A 23030-nucleotide genomic window follows, 5' to 3' on the forward strand; every position below is an offset into this window, starting at 1 on the left:
GTGGTACACCTTTAATCACTTGCATATGATATTCGATCCTTCTGCCATACTCACCGAAAAAATCTGCAACGCCTCCGAAATATTTTTTGCACGTACCGACAGCAACTTAAAAATCACAGAAGCCAACGATCATTTCTGGTCCGTCTTCGGTAAAGAAGCCGCATACAAAAAAGGAACTCCCATTTACAAAAATACATTGTTCAATACGCTTGAAAATTTCGAAGAACTCTGCCGCAGCTGTTTACAACAACCTGGAATAACGCACAACATACAGGTACAGATTAAAAACGAGCAGCAGCGCTGGCTTTGTATCGAACTGGAATCAGTAATCGAACAACAAGCAGTCACGGGTATTAGTTTTTTAGGTCGGGATATTACAGATCAAAAAAAGAATGAAGCCGAACTTTTATACCAGGTACGTCTCCTCGATCAGATTTCCGAGGCCGTTATAACAACCGATATTCTCTTCAACATACTTTCCTGGAACAAAGCAGCCGAAGACATTTATCATTTCACAAAAGAAGAAATGCTGGGCCGCAATGCATTCAATGTATTCACGTACAATTATAACAACAGTTCTAAAGAAGAAGCGGCACATGATTTAATGGAATACGATTGCTGGCAGGGAGAGGTCGATTTCTTCCGTCACGATGATGCAGAACATATTTACCTGCATGCCTCAGTAACAACTGTGCGTGATCAGCAAAATGCGATACTTGGTTATGTGGCAGTTAACAGGAATATCACTGCTAACAAATTAGCAGAACAAAAACGTTTCAGCCATGCACAACAGTTACTCGATGCCTATGCGCAAACAAGCAGCGAAGGATTGTTTATTATCGATGAAACATACAAACTCGTATACGTCAACAATGCAGCCGTACGAATTGCTGAGCTGGCCATCAGCACGCAAATAAAACCAGGCGATGACCTGATGCAGTTCACACATCCCAAAAGGAAGCACGTACTGCAAAACGTATTACAGCAGGTGTTTCTTGGTAATACTGTACGTTACGAAGCCATGTACGACTTTTTTAACGATCAAAAAACTCATTGGTACACCCATACCATTACACCAATTGCAAATGAAGCGGGAAAGGTTTTATTTGCCTGTGCTGTAAGTACCGATATCAGCAAAGAAAAACAGCTGCAGCAGGAGCTCTTATTACGTAAAGAGCAAAAGCGAAAGGAAATATTATCCGAAATAATTGCAGCCCAGGAAAAAGAACGTCACCGTATCGCTTTCGAACTGCACGAAAACATTGCACAGTTGCTGGCAATGAGTAAATTCTATATGGCTGCAAGTGACGTTTCAGAACAACAGCAAAGAGCAGGTTTTATTGTCAGCAAAGCCATCACAGAACTGCAGAAAATCAGTTATGCCCTCGACCCGGAAAATCTCAAACAGGTTGGTCTTGTAGAAACCGTTACATTGTTGATCAATAACCTCAATAAAACACAAAACATTCACATCCGGTTATTTACCGAATCTTACACCACCCTTTATCCCTGCGATCTCGAAATTGAATTAGCTGTTTTCCGGATAATACAAGACAAGCTTGATAATATATTCCGTTATTCCAATGCCGCTAACGCCGAAATCACATTATCAAAATCGCAAAAAGAAATTGTGCTTTGCATCAGTGATGACGGCATCGGTTTTAACATCAATGCAAAGGAGCAGGGCTTCGGCATCAAAAACATGTACAACCGCAGCGAACTCTACAATGGCTCACTTCTCATCAATACAGAACCGGGCAAAGGCTGTATGTTAACGCTGGTAATACCAATACACAAAACTACTGCAACAAACAAATAAAGGCTTCATTGTTCCTTCTGTGTCCTACGGCCTGCATCTTCGGTTTTCAACTTGGAAATGCGTGAAACAACAATGAACGAAGTGAATCATCTTCTGCGTCCTTTTGCGTTCATCTGTGGTTGAAAGAATAGTAAGCGCAGCGCATTACCTCTGCGTGTTCATTGGTGCAATGCGTGGTTTACTAATCTGTGTCAATCTGTGAGCAATACATTGTAAGCGCAGCGCACAATCTCTGCCCTCTCCTTTTCTCTGCGTGAAACAAAAAAGCCCCGAATAATCTCGGGGCTTTCAAACCGGCTCACTCACTTCTTTCCAAACAACTTCTTCAAAACAAACGATACAACCAAACTCACCGTTGCACCCACAGCAGCAAGCACTGCTGTCTTTACAAGATCATTTGTATGAATGTTTGCGAAAAGAATCGTCAGCGTTCCTCCGGCAGTTCCTGTTTTCAAAAAGTACGAGTCTTGCATAGGAATAATTAATTCCGCTCGTTTGTAACAGCAGTCTGGCTCACACTTCCGGCAACAGCACCGGCTACTGCTAAATAACCGGCAACCTTAATCAGCACCGCAGGCAATGCCACAGGTGCCGCAAGAATAGCAGCACTTACACCTGCCAGCGCTACACCAATATTGCGCACTTGTTTAAAAAACTTTGGAGTACGTCGTTTGGCACGTTTCAAAATCTTATTCATGTTCTGTTTTTATGATGTGAAAAAATTGAATTCAAGAAACAAAAGGCAATACAATTCCCCATCCGCTCAGGAGTGAATAGTTGAAGCAATAAATGATTGCTGTATTTCTGTTTAGAAAAAGGACTCCGTCGAAGAAAGAATGAATTGCCCTCTCCATCCTGAGCTTGTCGAAGGGAGGAGGGGGGATAAAAATTAAACCCCACTCACCTTAACAAGCGATAGCGCATTAAACGCACCGTTCTTCAAACTGTATTCGTTACCATTCACCTCCTGGTAAAACTCAATACCCAATACAAGAAACAATGGCTTAGTGCTGTTGGCAGTAACCTGGTGATTCAGGTTCAAAGCCGCCGTAGCAGTTGAATTGATCGGCAACGCATTGTTGTTACTGAAATCAATAACATACGTTTTGTTTTCAAAATCTATTTCCACACCGGCAGAAACCAGTTTGAAATGAGTGGCACCACTCGGTGCAGCCACCATATTCACCGGAACAAACGGTGGAATAGAAATTGTCAGCGCACCGCTCACACGGTCAATGCTCACAGTGTAGGGCGCAAACAACGATGTACCGAGTTTACTGCTGGAGTTAAACTCAAACCCTTCCAGCAATTCAGCTTCGCCATCAATCACGTTACGCAATCCACGATCGTTGGTTGCATCTGCCTGTATCACCTTCAACATTTCTCGTGTCAGCCTTGCCAGCATACGACTGTCAGCTGTGTTCAATAATAAAGAGCGAAGTGCTGTACGCAATACCTTGCCTGCCTGTCCGGCTCTTCCAAATTCTGCACCGTTCTCACGGGTACGGGCAAACGCAGGATCATTGGCAATGCGTTCTGCATTCAAACTGCCTTTTTCTCTGGCGAGATACCCGTCTTTGCTTTTGTAAAATGTAATGTTACCGATTGTTCCTTTCAACGGAAGGATTCCTTTTTGTTGTGCCATCGGTTTAAAATTTAAAACTGAAATAAGAAAGATGTTTCAGGGGTACATCCGTTTAAAACCCGTCTATTGCAATGACACAACAAGAGTACAAATACAAAAAACCGAAAGAAAATCAACCCGCCGCTTTTACCGCTTTATGCCAATTATGCCGTATTGGTACATTTATGCCGGAAAGGTCTTATTCCCATGCAAAGCGCATGCAAAAGAATAGTTAATGCAATTCGAAGGGCAGTCACGCTTGTTGCGTTTCTGCGTCTTGATCTTGACCTGTCTGTCACTTAGAAATTGTCACACAAGTAATCAGTACCCGGCAACAAATCATAAAGCCTGCATACGAAACCAGACATCTTTTCCCAACCTGCTTTTCCAATCCATTCCCTCCTTACTTTCGCTCCCTTAAAAAAATCAAAGCATGCATCTTTCTGTGTTACAGCAACGCATCAGCAGCGTTCGCAACGATATTATACAACATCCGCTTTACCTGCGTTTGCAGGAGCTGGAACATCTGCAACAGTTCAGCCAGTACCATGTGTTTGCCGTGTGGGATTTTATGAGCCTGCTTAAAAGTCTGCAAAACAAACTCACCTGTGTACACACGCCGTGGGTGCCCGTGGGCAGCGCCAATACCCGTTACCTTATTAACGAAATTGTTACAGGCGAAGAAAGCGATGTAGATGCAGAAGGTAATCGCACAAGTCATTTCGAATTATACCTGCAGGCCATGCAGGAGCTTGGTGCCGATACCACAGCCATTGAACAGCTGCTGGCTTACCTGCAACAGGGCGTGCCCGTACAACAGGCATTGCAGCAACTGCAATTACCCAAAGCGGTGATCGATTTTTGTTCGTTTACCTTTTCATTGATCGATGATGCACCGGTGCATGTGCAGGCAGCGGTGTTTACATTTGGCAGGGAAGATCTTATTCCCGATATGTTTCACGAACTGGTTACACGCCAGTCACAACGTTATCCGCAGCAGTTGGCAACCTTTAAATATTACCTCGAACGGCATATTGAAGTAGATGGCGATCATCACAGCCGGCTGGCCATGCAAATGGTACAGGAGCTTTGTGGTAACGATGAACAGAAATGGAACGAAGCAGCAACCGCCTGCGTGGAAGCTTTGCAGTTACGCAAAGGGTTATGGGATGGCGTGCTGGAAGCAATTACTGTTGCCTGCTGATAAATTCGATGCAGCAGCTCAACGCTTACGGTGCTGCTTTTGTAGTAATTCTGCTTGTGAGTTCGAGTTTTAATTTCCGTATTTCAAAAAGTACCAGTTGCGCCATACGTCGTGCGCCGTACTCGTTGAAATGGGTATTATCTTTTCGTCCGAGGGGATAATGCGGATGCTCCATTGTATCGAGCTGCATGTACAGCATCTTCGATGTTTCGGGACCAAGCTTTTGTACCAACTCACGACTGCGTTCGTCGAGATCAATCACAGGAACATTGTATGCACGGCCAACTTCCCAAACTGCTGCCGAATATTCTTTGTGCGTTTCTTTGATGTTGCCGTTACTGTCGAACACGAATCGTGTTACAGGTGTTACCAAAACAGGAATGGCTTTTTTGTTTCTTGTTTCAGTAATGAATTTGATGAGATTGGTTTTGTAATCGGGCACAGGTGTGTAACGGTCTTTGTACTGCGGTTCTTTTGCTTCATCGTTATGACCAAACTGCATCAGCACATAATCGCCTTCCATTAAACTGTCGGCAACGTTTTGCCAGCGTCCTTCGCTGATGAAAGTGCGGGTGCTTCGTCCGCCTCTTGCACGGTTGTTGACGGTTACGGTTGAATCCCAGAAATCTTCGAAGGGTGTGCCCCATCCTGTTACGGGCGATCGGTCTTTGGGTTGTGTACATACTGTTGAATCGCCGATAAGCCAGATGCGGATATTCTTTGGCGGAATTGCAAATGCAAAGCTGATGCAACAAAAAAGTAAAATGTAAAAACGGTTTTGTTTCATAAAAAAAGTTTGAAGAAAATTTAATTCGGAGCCGAGGAACGAAGCAATCTGATTTTCATCTTTCTTTTTAATTGGAGATTGCTTCGTTCCTCGCAATGACGGGCTTCGAAGTGAAGCTCTCTTTCACCCTTCGTCCTCTGCGCTCTCTGTGTGAAATATCCTACATCCGAAATCATACATCCTCCATCATCTCCACGGATCCCAGCCACTCAGTATCGTAATTGTATTCAGTTGCTTTGCTTCATCGGCAGTAATGCTTTTACTCCAGCTTACTCTTTCCGTTGTTGCAGCGCCTTCGCCGGTATTACCAAATTCTGCAAACGTTGTTGTGCTTTCGTTGGCAGCATTGCCCCAGTTATCCCAGCCTTTTTTGTTTACAATAGCAGAGAGATAACTGTTTACGATGAGCACTTTTGCATAAGGTCGCCACGGACGGCCGAGATAAAACGAACCATCAGCTGCATTGCCGGTAAACTTACAGTTGCGGAATACATAACCGAATGTTTTTTGTTGCGGAGTTGATGCTGCCGTAAAATAGCCGCCTTTCTTTCCATAGATCACACAACTGTCGAACAAGGCTGTTGATGAACCGAAAATAAAATCAACGGTTCCTTCAATGTAACAATCAAAATAATACTGGCGGCTTTCGTTGCCATGTGTGTAGAGTGTATCCTGGAAACCAAGAAAGCGGCAATGAAAGAAACGTGCTTTATCGGCAGTAATGCGTACAGCTACTGCCTGCCCCACCGGACCAGCTGCGTTTGCGAACGTAATGTATTCGGCCGTGAAGTTGTTGCCGAAAATAAAAAAGCTCGATGAACCTGATGTGCCGATCTCTTTGCCTGTACTGTCTTTGCGTTGTGCATAATCATCGAATGTAAGAATGGTGCTGTTTAAGTCTTCTCCTTTCATATGCACATTCGTTTTCGATTCAGGTAAACGTAACTTTTCTTTATAAATTCCTTTCTTAATTAAGATGATGGTTACTGCATTGTTTGAATCGGGCACGGCATTAATTGCTTCCTGCACAGTTGTAAAATCGCCGCTGCCATCTTTTGCTACGGTTATTTTTTTCTGTTGTGCACTTAGTTGTGTAACAAAGAAGAGTTGTATTAAGAAAAGAAAACGGATCATCATTGTTTGTTGTTGATTATTCTTCAGCAAGATCATTTTAAAACTTTATGCAGAAAAGCAGCAGTTACATCAACGGTCTCATCTACCCACGGATGAAACAACCAGAAGGGGTGCACCATTACATTAAACTTGTGCACCTGTGTGTAAAGTCCCCATTCGTTCATCATGCCGATGAGTTCATCCTGTCCTGCATGAAAGCGTGAATAGCCACTGTTGAGAAAAAGGATCGGCAACGCCGTGGTTGGTTTGGCCCAGTAAATAGCCGATGCTTCTTTCCAGATCAACGGTTTTTCTGCAAACGAACCACCCAGCCATTCAATATCGGGAGAGTTGGGTTTGCGTTCAAGATTAAGTGAAGCCGGTGCAAGAAAATCGAGCACACCATCAATATCAACAATTGCTTTCACTGTGCTGCCTGTTCCTGTATTTCCATGATCGCCTTCAAACTGAAGTACATTATTCGTCATACCAACAAGCGATGCTAATTGACCTCCTGCCGAACAACCGGAGATGGCAATTCTGTTTGTATCGATATTGTATTTTGCTGCATTGGCTTTTACCCAACGTATGGCCGACTTAATGTTATACACTGCTGCAGGGTATTTTGCCTCGAGTGATAACTGGTATTCAACCGGAATAGTTACAAAACCTTTTGCTGCCAGCATCTGTGCCATGGGCACCTGCATGCTGCGTGTACCTGAACGCCATCCGCCACCATGTATCATAATAAGTGCAGGATACATTCCTTTTGCAGTTGGTGTAAATACATCGAGATGCAATTCTCTTTTGCCAAATGCAGTTTGCGGTAAGGTTGTATACACAAGATTGCGGTATGCGGTAACATTTGCAGGCACACTGTCTTTTGCAGGAACAGCATGCGGAAACTCCTTGTGAATTTGTTTGTACACATTCGCTACACTGTAACTGCTGTCGATAGGTATAGGTTTTTGTTGTGCATACAGCGATGTGCATGCTGCCAATAAAAGAAACGAGAGCTTATAAATTTTTAGTTTCATTGTTTTTGTGTTGAATGAAAAAAGAAAACAACGGGACTGTAGAAACAGCCCCGTAACTCAACTATTGATTACTCGAATGCTTGCCGAACATTTTTATTAATAACCTGTGTTCTGTGTTAAATTCGGATTGGCTTTGATCTGTTCGTTTGGTATAGGATAGATCTTGCGGAAGTCGGCCGTTACACCTGTTTTAAATGCCCATGTACCGGTAAAGAAAGTTCCAAAGCGGATCATGTCTGTTCTTCTGCATCCTTCCCACAAAAATTCTCTTGCACGTTCGTCTTCCAGAATTTTTAAAGTAATGGATGAAAGTGATGTGGCATTGCTGCGTGTTCTTACCTGGTTTACCAACGCAACCGCTTCTGTTGTTGAACCCGATAAACGGAAGATGGCTTCTGCTTTCATGAGCAATATGTTTGAATAACGTTCCAGTATCAGATCGTTATCTGCATTAAAGCCCGACCATTTTGCACCCACCGGTGTGTACTTCAAAACTTTGTAGCCTTCGTTATCCTGTGCTGCAACAATATCCTGTACAGGTATCAGCACCAGTTGTGTTCCGTTCGGATACTTCAACGGTGTACCATCAAGATAATATTGCGGACCATACTGTACCATTGTTTTGCGCACATCCTGGTCTTCGTATTTATCCAATGCTACCTGTGTGGTGCTGTAACCGTTTGCCGGACCAAACGGCAGATTATAACGCAACCTGTCTAAACCATTTTGTGTGTAAAGAATAAACTGGTTGTTACCTGCATTTTGTGTGGGGTCTTTTGTAAAAGCAGAAATAATTTCTGTTGAAGCAGCCTGTGTAGGCGATGCAAAATTATCAATGGCCTTTGCTGTAAGACTATATGCACCGGTGTTAATGACATTGTTGCACATATCAATTACTTTTTGCCATTGTGCAGTACCGGTGTACACCTGTGCATTTAGATACATATAGGCCAATGCTGTGTAAACCGATTCTTTGGTAAAGCGTGGATAATACGAAGCACGGTTTACGTCTTTTACCGATGGCAGATCGGCAACAGCTGCCAGCATTTCTGTTTCAATAAACTTATACACTTCTGCTCTTGCTGTTGTTTTCGGAAGATCTTTTGGATCGATGCGTGCAACAGTTACCAACGGTACATTGCCCCAGTTGTCCATTGCAAAGAAATAACCATAAGCACGCAGCGCTCTTGTTTCTGCTATCAATGCTTTCAGCTTGTCTTTGTTTGGCGATGCCTGTAAACTTTCCAGCACTGCATTGGCTGTTCCTATTTCCTGGAAAATATTTACCCATGCACGTGCAATGGTTTTGTTATCTGCATCCTGTTTATGATTGGTGAGATCAACATTTGCCTGGTCGTACCAGCCACCGCTTGCTCTGCCGGGTACAATAAATTCATCGGTGCTGAATTCTTTCATACGCCAGGGATCACCAATATCTACATTGTACGACAGCAATTGATAAACGCCCACAACAGACGACAGTGCGGCCTGTTCGTTTGCGTAATAATTATCGGGCGAAAGACTGCCGAATTTTTCTTCTTCCAGTTTTGTACAACCGGCGAGTAGGGTTGTTGCCAACAAGCCTGCTGCTATTATTTTAAAACGTTTGTTCATCGTTTAAAGTTTGAAAGGTTCATTAAAAGGTCATGTTAAATCCAAAGCTGAAACTGCGTGCTCTTGGATAACCGAGATAATCAATACCCAATGGTGCAGTACCTGTTCTTGATACTTCTGCATTTACTTCGGGATCAACACCGCTGTACTTTGTAAAGAGCAACAGGTTTTGTCCGGATGCAAATACATTCACAGCAGAAATAAATGTTTTCTTCACCGGCACTTCGTAACTGAGTGTAAGATTTTCGAGCCTTACAAAACTTCCGTCTTCGATCCAGCGTGATGAATATACTTTCGGTGCATCTCTGTTCAAACCACTTGTAAGCGCAGATGACAATACGTTTTTGCCAGGCAGGTTGCTGAGGTAACTCATGTTTGCTGCAGTAAGATTAAACACATCGTTTCCAACAGAACCTCTGAACAGGAAGTTGAGCGACCATTGTTTGTAACGGAATGTGTTTACTAAACCAAAAATGAATTTCGGTTGTGCACAACCGATAATGGTATCGGCACCTGCAACAAATGTTTCTTTACCACTTTTAATACCATCAAAACGTGGACCCCAGAAAGTACCCAACGGCTGATTTGGTAAAATAAGCTGTGCGTATTTACCTAACGAAACTGTTCCCTGTAATGGCGCCATCAGAATATTGTTGCCGCTGAACTGTTCGTTTGATAAACTCAACACTTTATTTTTATTAAAGCTGATGTTGAAGTTCGATTCCCATTTGAAGGTATTCTTATCAATGATCTTTCCTGTCAGTTCAATTTCAACACCTTTGTTCTGTACACTGCCCACATTCGCCAATTGTGTGCTCACTGCTGTTGGCGATGGAACAGGAATGCGTAATAGCAGGTCTGTTGTTTTCTTTACGTAGTAATCAACCACACCACGCAATCTTCCTTCGAACAATGTGAAATCAATACCTGCATCAAACTGTGCAGTTTGTTCCCATCGTAAATTCGGATTGGCATATTGTTGTGGCAACACTGTAGTGATTCGTTGTCCACCCACAATATAACCGGCAGAGGTTGCGCCCAGTGTTGTAATAGAATTGAGATTACCGATTTCCTGGTTACCTGTAACACCATAGCTTACACGCAACTTAAGATCACTAACTGGTTTTACATTAAAGAATTTCTCTCTTGAAATTCTCCAGGCGAACGAACCCGAAGGAAACATACCCCATTTGTTACCCGAACCAAAACGGCTTGAACCATCACGACGCAATGTTCCTGTAAGCAGGAAACGATCGTCGTAATTATAATTGGCTCTTGTATAAAAAGAGATGAGCGTGTTGGTTCCCTTAAATGTATTTACGCCGGTAATATTGCTTGCTGCCTGTAAGCTGTACCATTTAAACTCATCCGATAAAAATCCGGTTGCAGTTGTACGGTCGCCTTCACTTACAAAATACTGGTAAGAGTAACCACCCATTGCTTCTAGCGAATGTTTACCAAAACGTTTGTTGTAACGGATGAGTGCTTCAAGCAACTTGCTGTAGTCTTCCAGTTTCTGCACACTTGCATAACCATTTGTACCCTGGCCGATCAGATTGTTTTTACTGATGTAAGAGTTACGGTTGATGTTTTGATTGGTATAACCAAGGTTTACGTTTACACTTAACGGATCGATGATCTTTAACGTTGTAGAAAGATTACCGAGAAAACGGTTATTGGTTAACTGGTCCAGTATCTGATCGGAATACGAAACCGGATTTACCCTGTACGGTGCAACGAAATAATAATTACCGTTGGGATCACGCACCGGGTATGTTGGGTTAAACACCAATGCTTCATAGTTCATACTTGTACCAAACTCACTACCTACTGTGTTTGATACAGGTGCCTGTTTTGAAAATGTTTGTCCGTAGTTAAGACGCATATCAAACGTAAGCTTATCGTTCAATGCAGAGTGATTGATGTTAACACGTGCATTTGTACGGCTTAATTCTGATGCAAGCATTACGCCTTGCTGTTTGCCAAAACCAATAGATGCACGATACGTGGTTTTGTTTGCACCACCTGCCATTGAGAGATAGTGATCTTGTGAAACACCTGTTCTGTAAATAAGATCCTGCCAGTCGGTATTTGCACCTTTATCGTCAATAGCTAAACCAAGCGATGCAACGCCTTTGCGGTAATCAGCAGCAGAAAGTACATCCAGTGTGCCTGCAATTTTCGATACAGACATTGAAGAACCAACTGTAACTTTTGCTCTGCCTGTTGAGCCTTTCTTCGTAGTGATCACAATTACACCGTTGGCAGCTCTTGCACCATAGATGGCGGTGGCCGATGCATCTTTTAATACTGTTACCGATTCAATATCATCGGGGTTCAAGGTCATCAACGGGTTTGTTGGCTCCTGGTCAAACACATCAATACCATAGTTGTTGATGTTTGCCTGGCCCACGCCTGCGCTGTTCGAAATAGGAACACCATCAATTACATACAACGGATCGTTGGATGAAGTGAGCGAAGTACCACCACGCACTCTTACTGTATTGGAGCCACCGGGCTTACCGCTGTTGGTTGAAATATTTACACCTGAAATTTTACCCTGTATACTTTGTTGCGGACTCAACACCATGCCTTCGTTAAAGTCTTTACTACTGATCGCAGATACTGCACCCGTTAAATCTTTCTGGCGTTGTGTACCATAACCCACAACAACGATCTCTTCGGTAGTAACGGGTTTTAATTTTAATGTAACCGTTAACGTTCCGCCGTTACCAATATTTACTTCTTCATCGTGGTAGCCAACAGAACTGATGATGAGTATTTTCTTTCCATCCGGAACAGATAAACTAAACTCACCTTCTGCATTGGTTGTTGTACCAACATTACTTCCTTTTACAGTAACCGATGCCGAGCTTACGGGTTCTCCTTTTTCGTTCAGCACTTTTCCTTTTACATCAACCGAAGGCGGTGGTGGTGGAGGCAAAGGATCGGGTTCGCTTACAGGCTTTACATCCCTTGGCTTAACCACAATGATCTTTCCAACAATAGACCAAGTGAATGGCTGGTTTTTAAAACAGAGATCCAGCACTTCGGCCAACGGCTGGTTGTTGGCAACAACCGTTACCTTTTCGCCTTTTGCCAGCAACTGGTTTTCGTACCAGAAGTCGTAGCCGGTTTGTTTTTTAATGACTTTAAAAACTTTTTGCAGCGATACATTTTTCTCAGATAAACTGACGTTTTGTGCATCACTTTTTGCGCTTACGTGTAAGCAAAATGCAAACAGCAGGAAAGCACTCAGTTTCATAATCCGCAGAGTTTTGGTGAAGCCCCTGGCACTGCACTGCCGGAGCATGATGGGAGCAAACAATTTCATACTTTTGTTTGGTTTGGGTTAAACAATAAAAGATCAGTCACGATTGAATTACTGGCTTAACCTGAATTTCTTCCGCTCCGGCTGCAACCCGGGGCGGTTTTTATTTTTGGCAAGCCTTATTTTGTTGGATGTTTTTCAGCAGTTGCAACAACCTGTTTTCACGGCATCACGGTAAGTTTTCTTCCCTGTACGAGGAAATGAATATTGTTGAGTTCAAGCACTTTTAGTAATTCGGATAAATTGGTGTTGCGTGAAAGATCGGCAGTAAACGTTCGCTTAGGTACTACACCTGCGTACTGCACATCTACATCGTACCACTTGCTTATCTGCCGCATAATTGTTTCAAGATCGGCGTTTACAAAAGCAAAGCGTCCGTTCTTCCACGAGAGCACTTCCTCAATATCTGCATCGTTACGTATCTGCAAGGTATTGGCACCTGATGCCTGAGCCTGTTGACCGGGTTTTAAAATACCGTTGCTGTTGCCTTTGCTGATGCGTACACTTCCTTCTACCAGCGTTGTTTTTACAGCAGCTTCATCGTCGTATGCATTAATGTTGAAGTGTGTGCCCAGTACTTCCACTTTTGTTGTGCCTGTTTGTACAATAAACGGCTTGACTTTATTCTTTGCTACTTCAAAATATACTTCACCTGTAATTTCCACTTTACGTTCTGTACCGGTAAACGCAACAGGAAAACGGATAGATGACGAAGCATTCAGCCATACTTGTGTACCATCTTCCAATGTTAACTTAAACTGTCGGCCACGTGGTGTTTCAACACTATTGTATGCATTACCGTTTGCATTATTTGCCTGCTGTGCATAGTTCAGTTGTCCTCCTTGTTTTATTGCCACAGCATCGCCCTGTTGTGTAAGCACACCATCCTGTACACTGTCGAGCACAAGCGTAGAACCATCGGCCATTTTTAAAATAGCACCACTCTGGCCTGGAGGAATATCATTGTTTGTGGAAGTAATAACTGCAGATGCTGTGGATTGCTTTTCGCTTTTGTTATTGGTAAAGAAAAAAACAGATAATACAATAAATGAGATGATGGATGCTGCTGCTGCAAAGCGGCGTAAAGCAACACTGCGTTGCCATAACGAAAGTTGTACGGCAGGTCGTTGCTGAAGAATGGATTGAAATAATTGTTCGGCTTTTTCTTCGCTGAGGCGGGCATCGGTTTGTAAGCTGTACCATTCGTTGCCCAGCATTGTTTTCAATGCATCGTCGTGCAAACCCGAATCTACTAACAAGTAGAATTCTTTTTCCTCCGCCGGGTTAAGACTGCGGGATAAATAACGTTCCAGCAAATAGTGCAATCGTTCTGTTGTCATGGCAAATAAACTGAGCCGGTAAAACATGGCCCTTTCTATAGCAGACAATCAACAGAAAAAAAAGGATTAGCTGTTTTTAAAAAAAATTTTTGAGGATGTAAAGGACAAAGATGCCGGTAGCAGAATAGCCTTCTACAAAATGTCGGATCTTGCGCAGGGCATTGGCAAGGTGAACTTTTACTGTATTGTGCGAAATGTTCAACGCTTTTGCAATTTCTTCTTTGCGCAGACCCTGTTCTTTATTGAGGCGGTAAACCAATTGCTCTTTGGGTGTAAGCTGTGCCGATGCTACATGCAGTTTTGCAAGCAGGTCTCTGTCGTCGATCTGTTTATCCATTGATACCAACAGAGCTTCCTGCAGTTCGGGTTTTAATTCCTGGCATTTTTCTCTTGCTGTTTTTTTCAGCTCGTTAAAACAACAGTTACGTGTAATGGTAATGATCCATGCTTCGGTGTTTTCAACCTCAGCAAACTTTTCTCTGTGCAACCACAGTTTTAAAAATACATCCTGGGTAATATCTTCTGCATGTGCAGCAGAATGGGTAATGTGCAGGGCAAAGCCATATACAGCATCCCTGTATTGGGAAAACAGTAAACGAAAAGCTTTTTCGTTTCCCTGTGCAAGATCACGCAACAACGTATGATCGTTATATGGCAATGAAGAACGCATCGTAACAGCAAAAATCGTTTTAATCAAAACTCAACGTGCTGCGTTTCCTTCCAATTATAACTGCTGAAGAACAGCAGTTTAAAATGATATTTCAGTAAGCAGTCCGTCGAATTTGTACAACAAGTGTACTCAGATTTCTGAAGAATGTAAACGCTGCCGGAATTTTTTATTTACGCAATCGATTTCGTGCTGTTATAAAATTCAGCTTGTTTCGGGCAGTATCTTCCAACCGAAAAGCAGAACTAACGAAGGTTCACTGCATGCCCGAGTTGGTCACTTTCGTGTTAAACTGCCTTGTATCGCTTGTTTACAACAATTATTGGCGTTTCTTTGCAACCTTATTTCAAATTTTGCATTTCTACTTTCATGACGGCTATTCTTTTGTTTTTCTTATTGCACTGGTTCTTGTCATTGTTCTTCCATTCGTTTTTTCTGCATCGCTATGCATCCCATCAGATGTATACAGCAAAACCTTTCTGGGAAAAAACATTTTACTTTTTAACCTGGTTTGTACAAGGTTCTTCATTTTTAGTGCCTCGTGCTTATGCGGTAATGCACCGTATGCACCATGCTTACAGCGATACAGAGCAAGATCCGCATTCGCCGCATTTTTTTAAAGATATATGGCAAATGATGATGCACACCGCACGCATCTTTAGTGGTTTTGTTACCGGTAAAAATGTGCCCGATGCACGGTTTACTAAAGAGTATCTTCCTGTGTGGGACAAGCTGGATAAGTTTGGCCATAACAATATTACCCGTGGCTTTTTTGTAGTGGGCTATATTGCTTTCTATTACTTTTTTGCACCAAGCTGGTGGTGGTTTTTGTTACTGCCCGTACATTTCTTTATCGGACCAATACAAGGTGCTATCGTAAACTGGTTTGGTCATAAAATGGGCTACCGTAATTATTCAATCGAAGATCACAGTAAGAACACAACGCCATGGGGTGTACTGCTCATGGGTGAGTTGTTTCAAAACAATCATCATAAAGATCAGAACAACGCAAACTTTGCACGTAAATGGTTCGAGTTCGATCTTACATTTATTATTATGCGCATACTGCACAGCTTGCGTATAATAAAACTGAAGCCGCTTTATTTATCGCAGCAACAACGACAATAAAAGAATATTACATGTATACAGTAACGCCACAGAATGTTCTGTGGCGTTTTTATTTTTTGCAACAGGCAATCACCATTCTTGTTGTTAATGCTTACTGTTGTTTGTATTACTAAAAAAACGTTAACACAAGTTGTTGATAAGCGGCAGCCGTTCATACATTAACAGCTACTGTTTTTACATTGCCGGTTGTACTTTGCCCTCGTGCAACACATTGAATTTGTTCATAGCGAACACTTTGAAAACAACTATCACCGACACTACGTATCGGGGCCGCTCTCTTTGTTTGTAGACTTTTTCTGGCAAACAAAATTCGAACACCTCTGGCAAAAGTATCCGGATGGTTTCAGCGATGTATTATTTCCCAATCTCGGCTACTCTTATCTCATTAATCTTGGTTCGCCCTACGAAATGCAGATAGAGCAAAACCGTCAGCACGTTAAAGGCGATGGATTTTTGCCAAGGCTGAATAATATTGAAGCTTTTCATAAACCTGGTAATCTACTGTTTGGTATTAAGTTTAAAGTAAGCCCAGTTATATTTGAGAAGAAGATAAATTTCTCCGAGTACAGCGGAACAATGTTTCCGTTGAGTTACCTCATCGATCAGTCGTTGATTAATGAAGTAAAACACAGTCACTCGTTTGAAAAGCGTGTACAGTTATTATCGCAGCAGTACGAACAAATGATTGAGCAGTATAAAGGATCGTTACAGCCCATGCATATTGTTACAGAAATTCTGCAACAGGCTGCTATTAATAATTCGTTTGAAACTTCGGTTGAAGAGCTTGCTGCCCGATACAATATTTCATCACGAACATTGCAACGTTACTTCGAAGCAGGAACGGGTGTAAGCAGTAAACAGGCTTTACAGGTATTGCGTATACGCAAAGCGGTAAGTCATATTGTTTCCCGTCCGCAAACATTTCATTACGGTGTATATAGTTATTACGACTATAGCCATTTTTATAAACACCTGCGTCAGTTTTTACAAAAAGAGAACCTGGCGCATTTACAACCTCATTTACAACTATTGCAGATTGCACGTAAAAAGCAGGTACAACAGCAGTAGTAATATTTTTTTCTTACAGCGGTTTCGGTTTAATCAGCCTCTTCTTCAACAGTAGCAAGTTTTACTTGCAGCTAAAAAAGAAGAGGCTTTTTTGTGCAAGAATTTATTCCTTCAATTTCTCATTTGAAAAAAAGAGGGCCGATAAGAATACCAGCCCGTTAAATCAACATGAGAAAAAATGTACTTGGTTATAAGAATGATGATGCTGCTTCACAGCTTTCGTTTGCACGCATCATTTTCTTCAAGCATCAATTGCTTACTGTGCACGTTGGCGTTCCTCCTCGGATGCTGTAGTTCTGCGCCTTGCCTGTTGCACTTTATTATTTCCAAAGCGATAAGTGAAGCTGAGGTTTGCTACTCGAGTTTCACGATATGCTTTCCAGTATTCGATATAGTTGTTGTAAGTGATGGTACCTTTTGGAAGATTGGTCCAGAAGATATCGGTGATGTTGAGACGAACCTGTCCTTTTCCTTTCCATAAACTTTTTTGTACACCGGCACCAACACCCCATTGCGGACGCATCACCATAAATCCGTACTGACCGCCTGAATTATAATTTGCAAACAACTCACTCGTCCAACCTTTACCAAACGTAAAGCTGTTGTTCGTGCTTAGGTTAGTAACCACTTTACCATTATTCAATGTTGTGCCCGACAGGTTACCATTAAAATGATTATAAAAGATGTTGGCGTTATTCATCATGTTCCACCACTTGTTAATACGAACCGGCGCTGCAACAGTTAAACCATAGTAGTCCGATGAAGTAAGGTTAACGGGTATCTGTACAGTAATATTATCATCGCTCGGAATATTCGGGAACGCATCTTTAAAGCGTGTAATAACAATATTCTGATTGTTCTTTGTTTTACTGTAGCCAAGTGTAAAGTTGATGTTCTTGATGGTGTAGCTCAACTCATAACTCCAGGTAAACTGTGGAAGCAATGATGGGTTTCCGGTTGAGTACGTTGTTACGTCAATCAGAAACATAAACGGATTCAGTTGCGAATAATTAGGACGATCAATTCTGCGGCTTACAGATACACCGAGTGTTTGGTCTTCTTTCAACTTATAATTAAAAAATGCACTTGGAAAAAGTTGTGTGTATGAACTGTCCCAACGGACTTCGCCTTTTACCTGTCTTGTTTTAACGTTGGTATTTTCAGTACGCAGTCCAATCTGCAGATCGAATTTTTTATATTCCTTTTTAAAATTCACATAAGCAGCATTAATGTTTTCATCGTAATAAAAATGATTGGTTTTGTTTACATCATTTTCAGGAGTGCCGGTGCTCATATCAAAAAAGCGTGCATCATTATCGGCATGTACAAGGCTGCTTTTAAAACCGGCATCGATTCTTGCTTTGTTTTTAAACGGATGCGTATAGTCTGCTTTAATTGTTGCGAGGCGGAGAACACCATCCTGTAAACCGTCCAGAACATAATCGGGCTGAAGACTGCTGCCATCGAGTTTGTAATACGATGTTGCTACATGCGAGTTGTTATTGATGCCAAAATAACCAAGATCAAGATCTGCTGTTAACTCCCTCCCTGTACTGTCGAAGCTGTGTTTAATATTAATGTTAGCAACGGCGTTTTTATTTTCGTTATGATTTTTTGATTGTGTGCGGAATGTAAATACGGGTTGTTTATAGGCATCGCTTACAACCGAACTGTTTCGGTTTGCCGGATCGAACATGTTGGCGTTACTGTTGATGACAAAGCCAACTACCGTTTTTTTCGAAGGAAAGAAATCTGCACCCAAGCGTAGTGTGTGTAAATTACCGGGAATTGTAGTGTAGTTGTTTTTTTCGTCCTTACCTGTAAACTCGCCGCTGTTTGTAAAGAAGTTTCGGTCGAGCAAGAGATTGTTGAGATTTTTTCGATAGCTATAGTTATAACCACCAAACAGGTTCATTTTTTTATTGCGATGATTAAAATTGATACCGCCATTTGCTTTGGGATAAACACCTTGCCCGTATCCTGCAGTAATGCTGCCATTGGTACCAAAGCGTTGATCTTTTTTCATACGTATATCAATAATTCCTGCATTACCTGCAGCATCATACTTCGATGAAGGATTGGTGATAAGATCAATTCGTTCAATGGCATTTGCAGGTAAACTGCGTAAATAGTTTACGAGGTCGGCTCCACTCATTGGCGATGGCTTTCCATCGATCATAATAATAACACCACTTCGTCCACGCATACTTAAGTTATCGTTTGCGTCAATTAAAATTCCGGGCGAACGTTCAAGTACATCAAAAGCAGAACTACCTGCATTTACAACACCGTTATCAACGTTCACCACAATGCGATCACCTAAACGTTGTATAAAAGGTTTCCGTCCTGTTACTTCAATTGTTTTTAATTGTGTTGCAGACGGTTTCATTACAACATCTGCAACAGATGTGCTGAGCTGTTCTTCACTTACTGTTACTATCGTTGAAAATTGTTTTTCGTAATTAACAGCACTTGTTCTTATGATGTACGAGCCGCTGGAGATCTGTTCAAGTTCAACAGTACCGCTATTATCGGATAATGCAGTTTTTATTAAAGCAGAATCTTTACTGCGTAACAGTTCTGCTGTTGCGTTTGCAAGAGGTTGTTGTTCGTTTGTAAAAATTTTGAATGTAATTTTTCCACGCACAGAAGTTTGTGCTGTTGTTGTTGCGAAAGACAACAGAGAGATGATAAGGCTAATGGTAAAATTCTTCATGTGTCCGGTAATTAACAAATACTCCGAACCATAAATGAAATACTCAAATAAGATAATTGTGCAGATGCATTGCTGCATCGTGCATGATGATTCGGTTACTCAAATTTGAAGTAAAAACGAATACTATCGTAGAGATTAATGACAGAGAGTAAAACGAAAGATACCAGTGGAGAAATGAGTTATCTCCATTGTCAAAAAATTACCTTTTTCTACTAAGTTGATGGATTAATTAACGACCCATGTACACCATAAGAATCTGCACATCACTTGGGTTTACACCAGAAATGCGTGATGCCTGCCCGAGTGTACGTGGACGTATTTTATTAAACTTCTGTAATGCTTCGGTACTTAACGACGAGATCTTATTGTAATCGAAACTGTTTGGAATTTCAAGATTTTCTAACTGGCTCATACGTTGTACCAGCTCTTTTTCTTTTTCGATATACACATCGTACTTCACTTGTATTTCTGTTTGCTCAAATATTTCTTTTGTATGAGTTCCTGCAAACTGTTGTAAAGTGGGTGAAGCTGCAACAAGTTCACTCAGCTGAATACCCGGACGCAACAACAGTTGCAATGCTTTTTGTTTTTGCGTAAGTGGTGCACTGTTATTTTTTTCCAGAAAAGAATTGATTTCTTCCGGGCCCAATGCTACATCTGCCAATGTTGCTTTTAGTTTTTCAACAGCTTCAAGTTTAGTACGGGTCTTATCCATTCTTTCCTGCGATGCAAGCCCCATTTTATAGCTCAACTCTGTTAAACGCAGATCGGCGTTATCCTGACGAAGCAATGTCCGGTATTCAGCTCTACTGGTAAACATGCGATAAGGTTCATCTGTTCCTTTACTGATGAGGTCATCAATCAATACGCCGATGTACGCATCGCTGCGTTTTAGAATAAACGTATCCTGTTCACTTGCTTTCAGGTGCGCATTAATACCTGCCATTAATCCCTGGCAAGCTGCTTCTTCATAACCGGTTGTTCCATTAATTTGGCCGGCAAAGAAAAGATTCTGGATCTGTTTTGTTTCTAAAGAATAGGTAAGCTGCGTAGGTGGGAAGAAATCGTACTCAATTGCATAGCCAGGTCGGAACATACGTGCATTTTCAAAACCCACCACCTTACGAAGCGCTTCGTATTGCACCTGTTCCGGTAATGATGTTGAAAAACCGTTTACATAGATCTCTACAGTATTCCAACCTTCGGGTTCTACAAAAAGCTGGTGACGCTCACGTTCTGCAAATCGATTGATCTTGTCTTCTATACTTGGGCAATAACGAGGGCCCGTTCCCTGGATCCTGCCCTGATACATTGGGCTTCTGTCGAAACCGGTTTTAAGAATATCGTGTACCTCAGCACTTGTGTAAGTAATAAAACAGCTGCGTTGTTCTTCGGGCTTTATTCTTGGTACATCCATATAAGAAAAGCCGGTTATTTCATCGTCTCCCATTTGCTCTTCCATTTTGGAATAATCCAGGCTACGGCCATCGATACGTGGAGGCGTACCTGTTTTTAAACGATCACTTTCCAAACCAAGCTCAACAAGTTGTTCGGTTATTCCTGTTGCAGCCTTTTCTGAAATACGACCACCACCCAGTTGCTTTTCTCCAATATGAATAACTCCATTAAGAAATGTACCGCTTGTTACAACAACTGCCTTTGCTTTAATTTCATGTCCAAGACCTGTTACGACCCCACAACATCTGCCATCCTTCACTAAGAGGCTGCGAACCATATCCTGGTAAAAATCAACGTTAGGAGTTTGTTCCAGCATTTCTCGCCATGTTGCAGCAAAGAGCATCCGGTCGTTCTGTGTACGTGGACTCCACATTGCAGGGCCTTTTGAACGATTAAGCATTCGAAACTGAATCATGCTCTTATCGCTAACAATTCCACTATATCCGCCCAACGCATCTATCTCCCGAACAATTTGTCCTTTAGCAATACCTCCCATTGCCGGATTGCAACTCATTTGAGCAATTGTTTGCATGTTCATGGTTACCAGCAAAACCTTGCTGCCCATATTAGCAGCGGAAGCTGCGGCCTCACAACCGGCATGACCGGCACCTACAACAATAACATCATAATCTGGAAACATGTAAACAACGCTTTTAAGGCTGCAAAGATAACCTCTAATTAGCTGTTAACAGAGCGATGTTTCACGTGGAACATCAACGACATGCGAAGTCCTGTACCAGAATTCCTTTTCCTGAAGAGAGCTGAATAAAGGAAAGGCCAATTAGTTGAAACTTAGGATCTAGAATATTAACCCGATGTCCCTTGTCTGGCACAGCATGGTCAATTAATAAAGCAATTAATGCCTCAAGTCCGTTATAACTTCCATTAAATATATTCTCAGCACCGCAAGTATACTTTCCGGCTGCATGTATCCTTTGCACAAATGTTTTTCCAGATGATGACACATGGCTAATTACACCGTTTCTCTTCTTTAAGTCGAAAGCGTGGAGAGTTGCCATAGCAAACAACCCGGAATCAGGAAGAACAATTGACAGGGACTGAGGTGCTTTTAAAATATCGGCTTCCAATGAGCCTGTGTATGAAGACTTAGCCTCAGGGAACTGCAGAAGAAACTCTCTCATAACAGTGTTCCAAAACCTTTTAGGATTTTGTCTGAAGTAATTGAGCCAGTATACCGACTCCTGCTCAACTGGACTTAAGGATTTGTACGAGGAAGAAGCGTTTAAACTTTTTAGTAACGACGAATCAACTACTGCCTTGTATGCAAAGGGCTTGTCCTTTAAAGTAAGCACACCCTGCGAAAAGCTTAAACTACTAAATAGGAAGAAACAAGCAAGGAGTAAAACACGTTTCACGTGGAACATAAATAAATCTATTTCAAGTATAAACGCAGATAATGATCTTCCCGTTCCCTCATCTTCTTAATTTGTTGTGAAGACTTGTCGTTATAACCCACCAGATGAAGACACCCATGAAAAATTACCCGATGAAGTTCTGTTCTGAAGGACACAGCCCCTTGCTTTGCGTTATCCCTAACCCGATCAATACTTATATATAATTCTGCCTCTATACCCGATTTTGATCTATTAATTGGAAATGTAATTATGTCAGTATAGTAATCGTGTTGTAGAAAATCCCTGTTGATCTGTAAGAGCGCCTCGTCTTTACAAAAAATAATATTGAGATTATGGAGCTTGTGTTTTTCCCTCTGAAACAAAAGCCTGATAGCACTTTTTAAAGCATTGCGATTAGTGAAGGGGAAGCGAATATCCTGATAAAAAAAATTAACACAGCTCGTTGTCATACTTTCAAAATTCGGAAAGATTCAGTTAGCGATTGCGGTAACTTTGCATCGAATATGAAAAGATTATCGGAACTAGCACCCGGACAAAAAGCAATCATTCATTCTTTTGAAAACGACGAAATTTTTCTTAAGCTCATGGAAATGGGATGTGTTCCAGGTGAAGAAGTGTTAATGGAAATGCAAGCACCGCTTGGAGACCCAATTAGTATAAAGGTTGCCGGCTACCAACTTAGTTTAAGACTAGAAGAAGCTGAAAGTATTCTCGTTGACACAAATAAAAACCAGTAATTCACCTAATT

Annotated in this window: 19 protein-coding genes; 5 read left to right on the plus strand and 14 right to left on the minus strand. The window is 41.8% G+C overall.

Translation table 11 applies throughout. The annotated features are described in order from the left end of the window. Nucleotides 1-25 precede the first annotated feature (25 nt). The gene (locus tag ESA94_RS09430; protein WP_129130637.1) at nucleotides 26-1819 is read left to right on the plus strand and encodes a PAS domain-containing sensor histidine kinase; all 1794 of its coding nucleotides are present in this window, start codon (nucleotides 26-28) and stop codon (nucleotides 1817-1819) included. 302 nt (nucleotides 1820-2121) lie between these two features. Here the strand turns inward: ESA94_RS09430 and ESA94_RS21410 are convergent, their stop codons facing one another. The 3 genes from ESA94_RS21410 to ESA94_RS09440 form a co-directional block, all read right to left on the minus strand. Next, entirely contained in the window at nucleotides 2122-2292 is a 171-nt protein-coding gene (locus ESA94_RS21410) for a hypothetical protein (protein WP_164972687.1), read from the minus strand. Between the two features lie 8 nt (nucleotides 2293-2300). Further along, entirely contained in the window at nucleotides 2301-2516 is a 216-nt protein-coding gene (locus ESA94_RS09435) for a hypothetical protein (RefSeq protein ID WP_129130638.1), read from the minus strand. Nucleotides 2517-2708: 192 nt separating this feature from the next. Then, the gene (locus tag ESA94_RS09440) at nucleotides 2709-3464 is read right to left on the minus strand and encodes a hypothetical protein (RefSeq protein WP_129130639.1); all 756 of its coding nucleotides are present in this window, start codon (nucleotides 3462-3464) and stop codon (nucleotides 2709-2711) included. A gap of 412 nt (nucleotides 3465-3876) precedes the next feature. Between ESA94_RS09440 and ESA94_RS09445 the strand changes: the two genes are divergently transcribed. Continuing rightward, nucleotides 3877-4647, plus strand: coding sequence for a DUF3050 domain-containing protein (locus tag ESA94_RS09445; protein WP_129130640.1), 771 nt, complete (start codon nucleotides 3877-3879; stop codon nucleotides 4645-4647). Nucleotides 4648-4672: 25 nt separating this feature from the next. Here the strand turns inward: ESA94_RS09445 and ESA94_RS09450 are convergent, their stop codons facing one another. The 7 genes from ESA94_RS09450 to ESA94_RS09480 all read right to left on the minus strand — a co-directional run bounded on the left by ESA94_RS09450 (nucleotide 4673) and on the right by ESA94_RS09480 (nucleotide 14539). Continuing rightward, nucleotides 4673-5434, minus strand: coding sequence for a rhamnogalacturonan acetylesterase (locus ESA94_RS09450; RefSeq protein WP_129130641.1), 762 nt, complete (start codon nucleotides 5432-5434; stop codon nucleotides 4673-4675). Nucleotides 5435-5620: 186 nt separating this feature from the next. After that, nucleotides 5621-6604, minus strand: coding sequence for a pectinesterase family protein (locus ESA94_RS09455; protein WP_240671021.1), 984 nt, complete (start codon nucleotides 6602-6604; stop codon nucleotides 5621-5623). Then, nucleotides 6601-7584, minus strand: coding sequence for an alpha/beta hydrolase (locus tag ESA94_RS09460; protein ID WP_129130642.1), 984 nt, complete (start codon nucleotides 7582-7584; stop codon nucleotides 6601-6603). The genes ESA94_RS09455 and ESA94_RS09460 overlap by 4 nt, the downstream gene beginning before the upstream one ends. 96 nt (nucleotides 7585-7680) lie before the next feature. After that, nucleotides 7681-9198: a RagB/SusD family nutrient uptake outer membrane protein gene (locus ESA94_RS09465; RefSeq protein WP_129130643.1), complete on the minus strand. Its 1518-nt coding sequence runs from the start codon at nucleotides 9196-9198 to the stop codon at nucleotides 7681-7683. A 22-nt stretch (nucleotides 9199-9220) separates the two neighbouring features. Then, nucleotides 9221-12463, minus strand: a complete 3243-nt coding sequence (locus tag ESA94_RS09470; protein ID WP_164972688.1) for a TonB-dependent receptor — start codon at nucleotides 12461-12463, stop codon at nucleotides 9221-9223. A 227-nt stretch (nucleotides 12464-12690) separates the two neighbouring features. Next, a complete protein-coding gene (locus ESA94_RS09475) occupies nucleotides 12691-13869 on the minus strand; it encodes a FecR family protein (RefSeq protein WP_164972689.1) in 1179 nt (392 codons plus the stop codon). 76 nt (nucleotides 13870-13945) lie between these two features. After that, a complete protein-coding gene (locus tag ESA94_RS09480; protein WP_129130646.1) occupies nucleotides 13946-14539 on the minus strand; it encodes an RNA polymerase sigma factor in 594 nt (197 codons plus the stop codon). 366 nt (nucleotides 14540-14905) lie between these two features. On the opposite strand from ESA94_RS09480, the gene ESA94_RS09485 reads away from it, so the two are divergent. Both ESA94_RS09485 and ESA94_RS09490 read left to right on the plus strand, forming a co-directional pair. Further along, nucleotides 14906-15664, plus strand: coding sequence for a fatty acid desaturase (locus tag ESA94_RS09485; RefSeq protein WP_129130969.1), 759 nt, complete (start codon nucleotides 14906-14908; stop codon nucleotides 15662-15664). Between the two features lie 201 nt (nucleotides 15665-15865). Further along, on the plus strand, nucleotides 15866-16732 hold the full coding sequence (locus ESA94_RS09490; protein WP_129130647.1) for a helix-turn-helix domain-containing protein: 867 nt from the start codon (nucleotides 15866-15868) through the stop codon (nucleotides 16730-16732). A 256-nt stretch (nucleotides 16733-16988) separates the two neighbouring features. On the opposite strand, the gene ESA94_RS09495 is transcribed toward ESA94_RS09490, so the two are convergent. From ESA94_RS09495 to ybeY, 4 genes are all read right to left on the minus strand, one after another. Then, the gene (locus ESA94_RS09495; RefSeq protein ID WP_164972690.1) at nucleotides 16989-19448 is read right to left on the minus strand and encodes a TonB-dependent receptor; all 2460 of its coding nucleotides are present in this window, start codon (nucleotides 19446-19448) and stop codon (nucleotides 16989-16991) included. A 229-nt stretch (nucleotides 19449-19677) separates the two neighbouring features. After that, nucleotides 19678-21546 (minus strand): tRNA uridine-5-carboxymethylaminomethyl(34) synthesis enzyme MnmG, encoded by a 1869-nt coding sequence (mnmG, locus tag ESA94_RS09500; RefSeq protein WP_129130649.1) that lies wholly within the window; start codon nucleotides 21544-21546, stop codon nucleotides 19678-19680. A gap of 73 nt (nucleotides 21547-21619) precedes the next feature. Further along, complete coding sequence (locus ESA94_RS09505) at nucleotides 21620-22282, minus strand: CAP domain-containing protein (protein ID WP_164972691.1); 663 nt, start codon at nucleotides 22280-22282, stop codon at nucleotides 21620-21622. 17 nt (nucleotides 22283-22299) lie between these two features. Next, on the minus strand, nucleotides 22300-22731 hold the full coding sequence (ybeY, locus tag ESA94_RS09510) for an rRNA maturation RNase YbeY (RefSeq protein ID WP_129130651.1): 432 nt from the start codon (nucleotides 22729-22731) through the stop codon (nucleotides 22300-22302). A gap of 54 nt (nucleotides 22732-22785) precedes the next feature. Here ybeY and ESA94_RS09515 point away from each other — a divergent pair, with 54 nt between their 5' ends. After that, nucleotides 22786-23019 carry a FeoA family protein gene (locus ESA94_RS09515; protein ID WP_129130652.1) on the plus strand — a complete coding sequence of 78 codons (234 nt, stop codon included), beginning with the start codon at nucleotides 22786-22788 and terminating at the stop codon, nucleotides 23017-23019. The last annotated feature ends 11 nt before the right edge of the window (nucleotides 23020-23030 follow it).

The organism is Lacibacter luteus (assembly GCF_004118265.1).
Classification (GTDB): Bacteria; Bacteroidota; Bacteroidia; order Chitinophagales; family Chitinophagaceae; genus Lacibacter; species Lacibacter luteus.

Excerpts from the sequence above, each read along its gene's own strand:
- ESA94_RS09475 (WP_164972689.1), bottom strand. The coding sequence starts at position 13,869 with ATGACAACAGAACGATTGCACTATTTGCTGGAACGTTATTTATCCCGC.
- ESA94_RS09460 (WP_129130642.1), bottom strand. The coding sequence starts at position 7,584 with ATGAAACTAAAAATTTATAAGCTCTCGTTTCTTTTATTGGCAGCATGC.
- ESA94_RS09455 (WP_240671021.1), bottom strand. The coding sequence starts at position 6,604 with ATGATCTTGCTGAAGAATAATCAACAACAAACAATGATGATCCGTTTT.
- ESA94_RS09470 (WP_164972688.1), bottom strand. The coding sequence starts at position 12,463 with ATGAAACTGAGTGCTTTCCTGCTGTTTGCATTTTGCTTACACGTAAGC.
- ESA94_RS09485 (WP_129130969.1), top strand. The coding sequence starts at position 14,906 with ATGACGGCTATTCTTTTGTTTTTCTTATTGCACTGGTTCTTGTCATTG.
- ESA94_RS09450 (WP_129130641.1), bottom strand. The coding sequence starts at position 5,434 with ATGAAACAAAACCGTTTTTACATTTTACTTTTTTGTTGCATCAGCTTT.
- ESA94_RS09515 (WP_129130652.1), top strand. The coding sequence starts at position 22,786 with ATGAAAAGATTATCGGAACTAGCACCCGGACAAAAAGCAATCATTCAT.
- ESA94_RS09495 (WP_164972690.1), bottom strand. The coding sequence starts at position 19,448 with ATGAAGAATTTTACCATTAGCCTTATCATCTCTCTGTTGTCTTTCGCA.
- ESA94_RS09445 (WP_129130640.1), top strand. The coding sequence starts at position 3,877 with ATGCATCTTTCTGTGTTACAGCAACGCATCAGCAGCGTTCGCAACGAT.
- ybeY (WP_129130651.1), bottom strand. The coding sequence starts at position 22,731 with ATGACAACGAGCTGTGTTAATTTTTTTTATCAGGATATTCGCTTCCCC.
- ESA94_RS09480 (WP_129130646.1), bottom strand. The coding sequence starts at position 14,539 with ATGCGTTCTTCATTGCCATATAACGATCATACGTTGTTGCGTGATCTT.
- ESA94_RS09430 (WP_129130637.1), top strand. The coding sequence starts at position 26 with ATGATATTCGATCCTTCTGCCATACTCACCGAAAAAATCTGCAACGCC.
- ESA94_RS09435 (WP_129130638.1), bottom strand. The coding sequence starts at position 2,516 with ATGAATAAGATTTTGAAACGTGCCAAACGACGTACTCCAAAGTTTTTT.
- ESA94_RS21410 (WP_164972687.1), bottom strand. The coding sequence starts at position 2,292 with ATGCAAGACTCGTACTTTTTGAAAACAGGAACTGCCGGAGGAACGCTG.
- mnmG (WP_129130649.1), bottom strand. The coding sequence starts at position 21,546 with ATGTTTCCAGATTATGATGTTATTGTTGTAGGTGCCGGTCATGCCGGT.
- ESA94_RS09440 (WP_129130639.1), bottom strand. The coding sequence starts at position 3,464 with ATGGCACAACAAAAAGGAATCCTTCCGTTGAAAGGAACAATCGGTAAC.
- ESA94_RS09465 (WP_129130643.1), bottom strand. The coding sequence starts at position 9,198 with ATGAACAAACGTTTTAAAATAATAGCAGCAGGCTTGTTGGCAACAACC.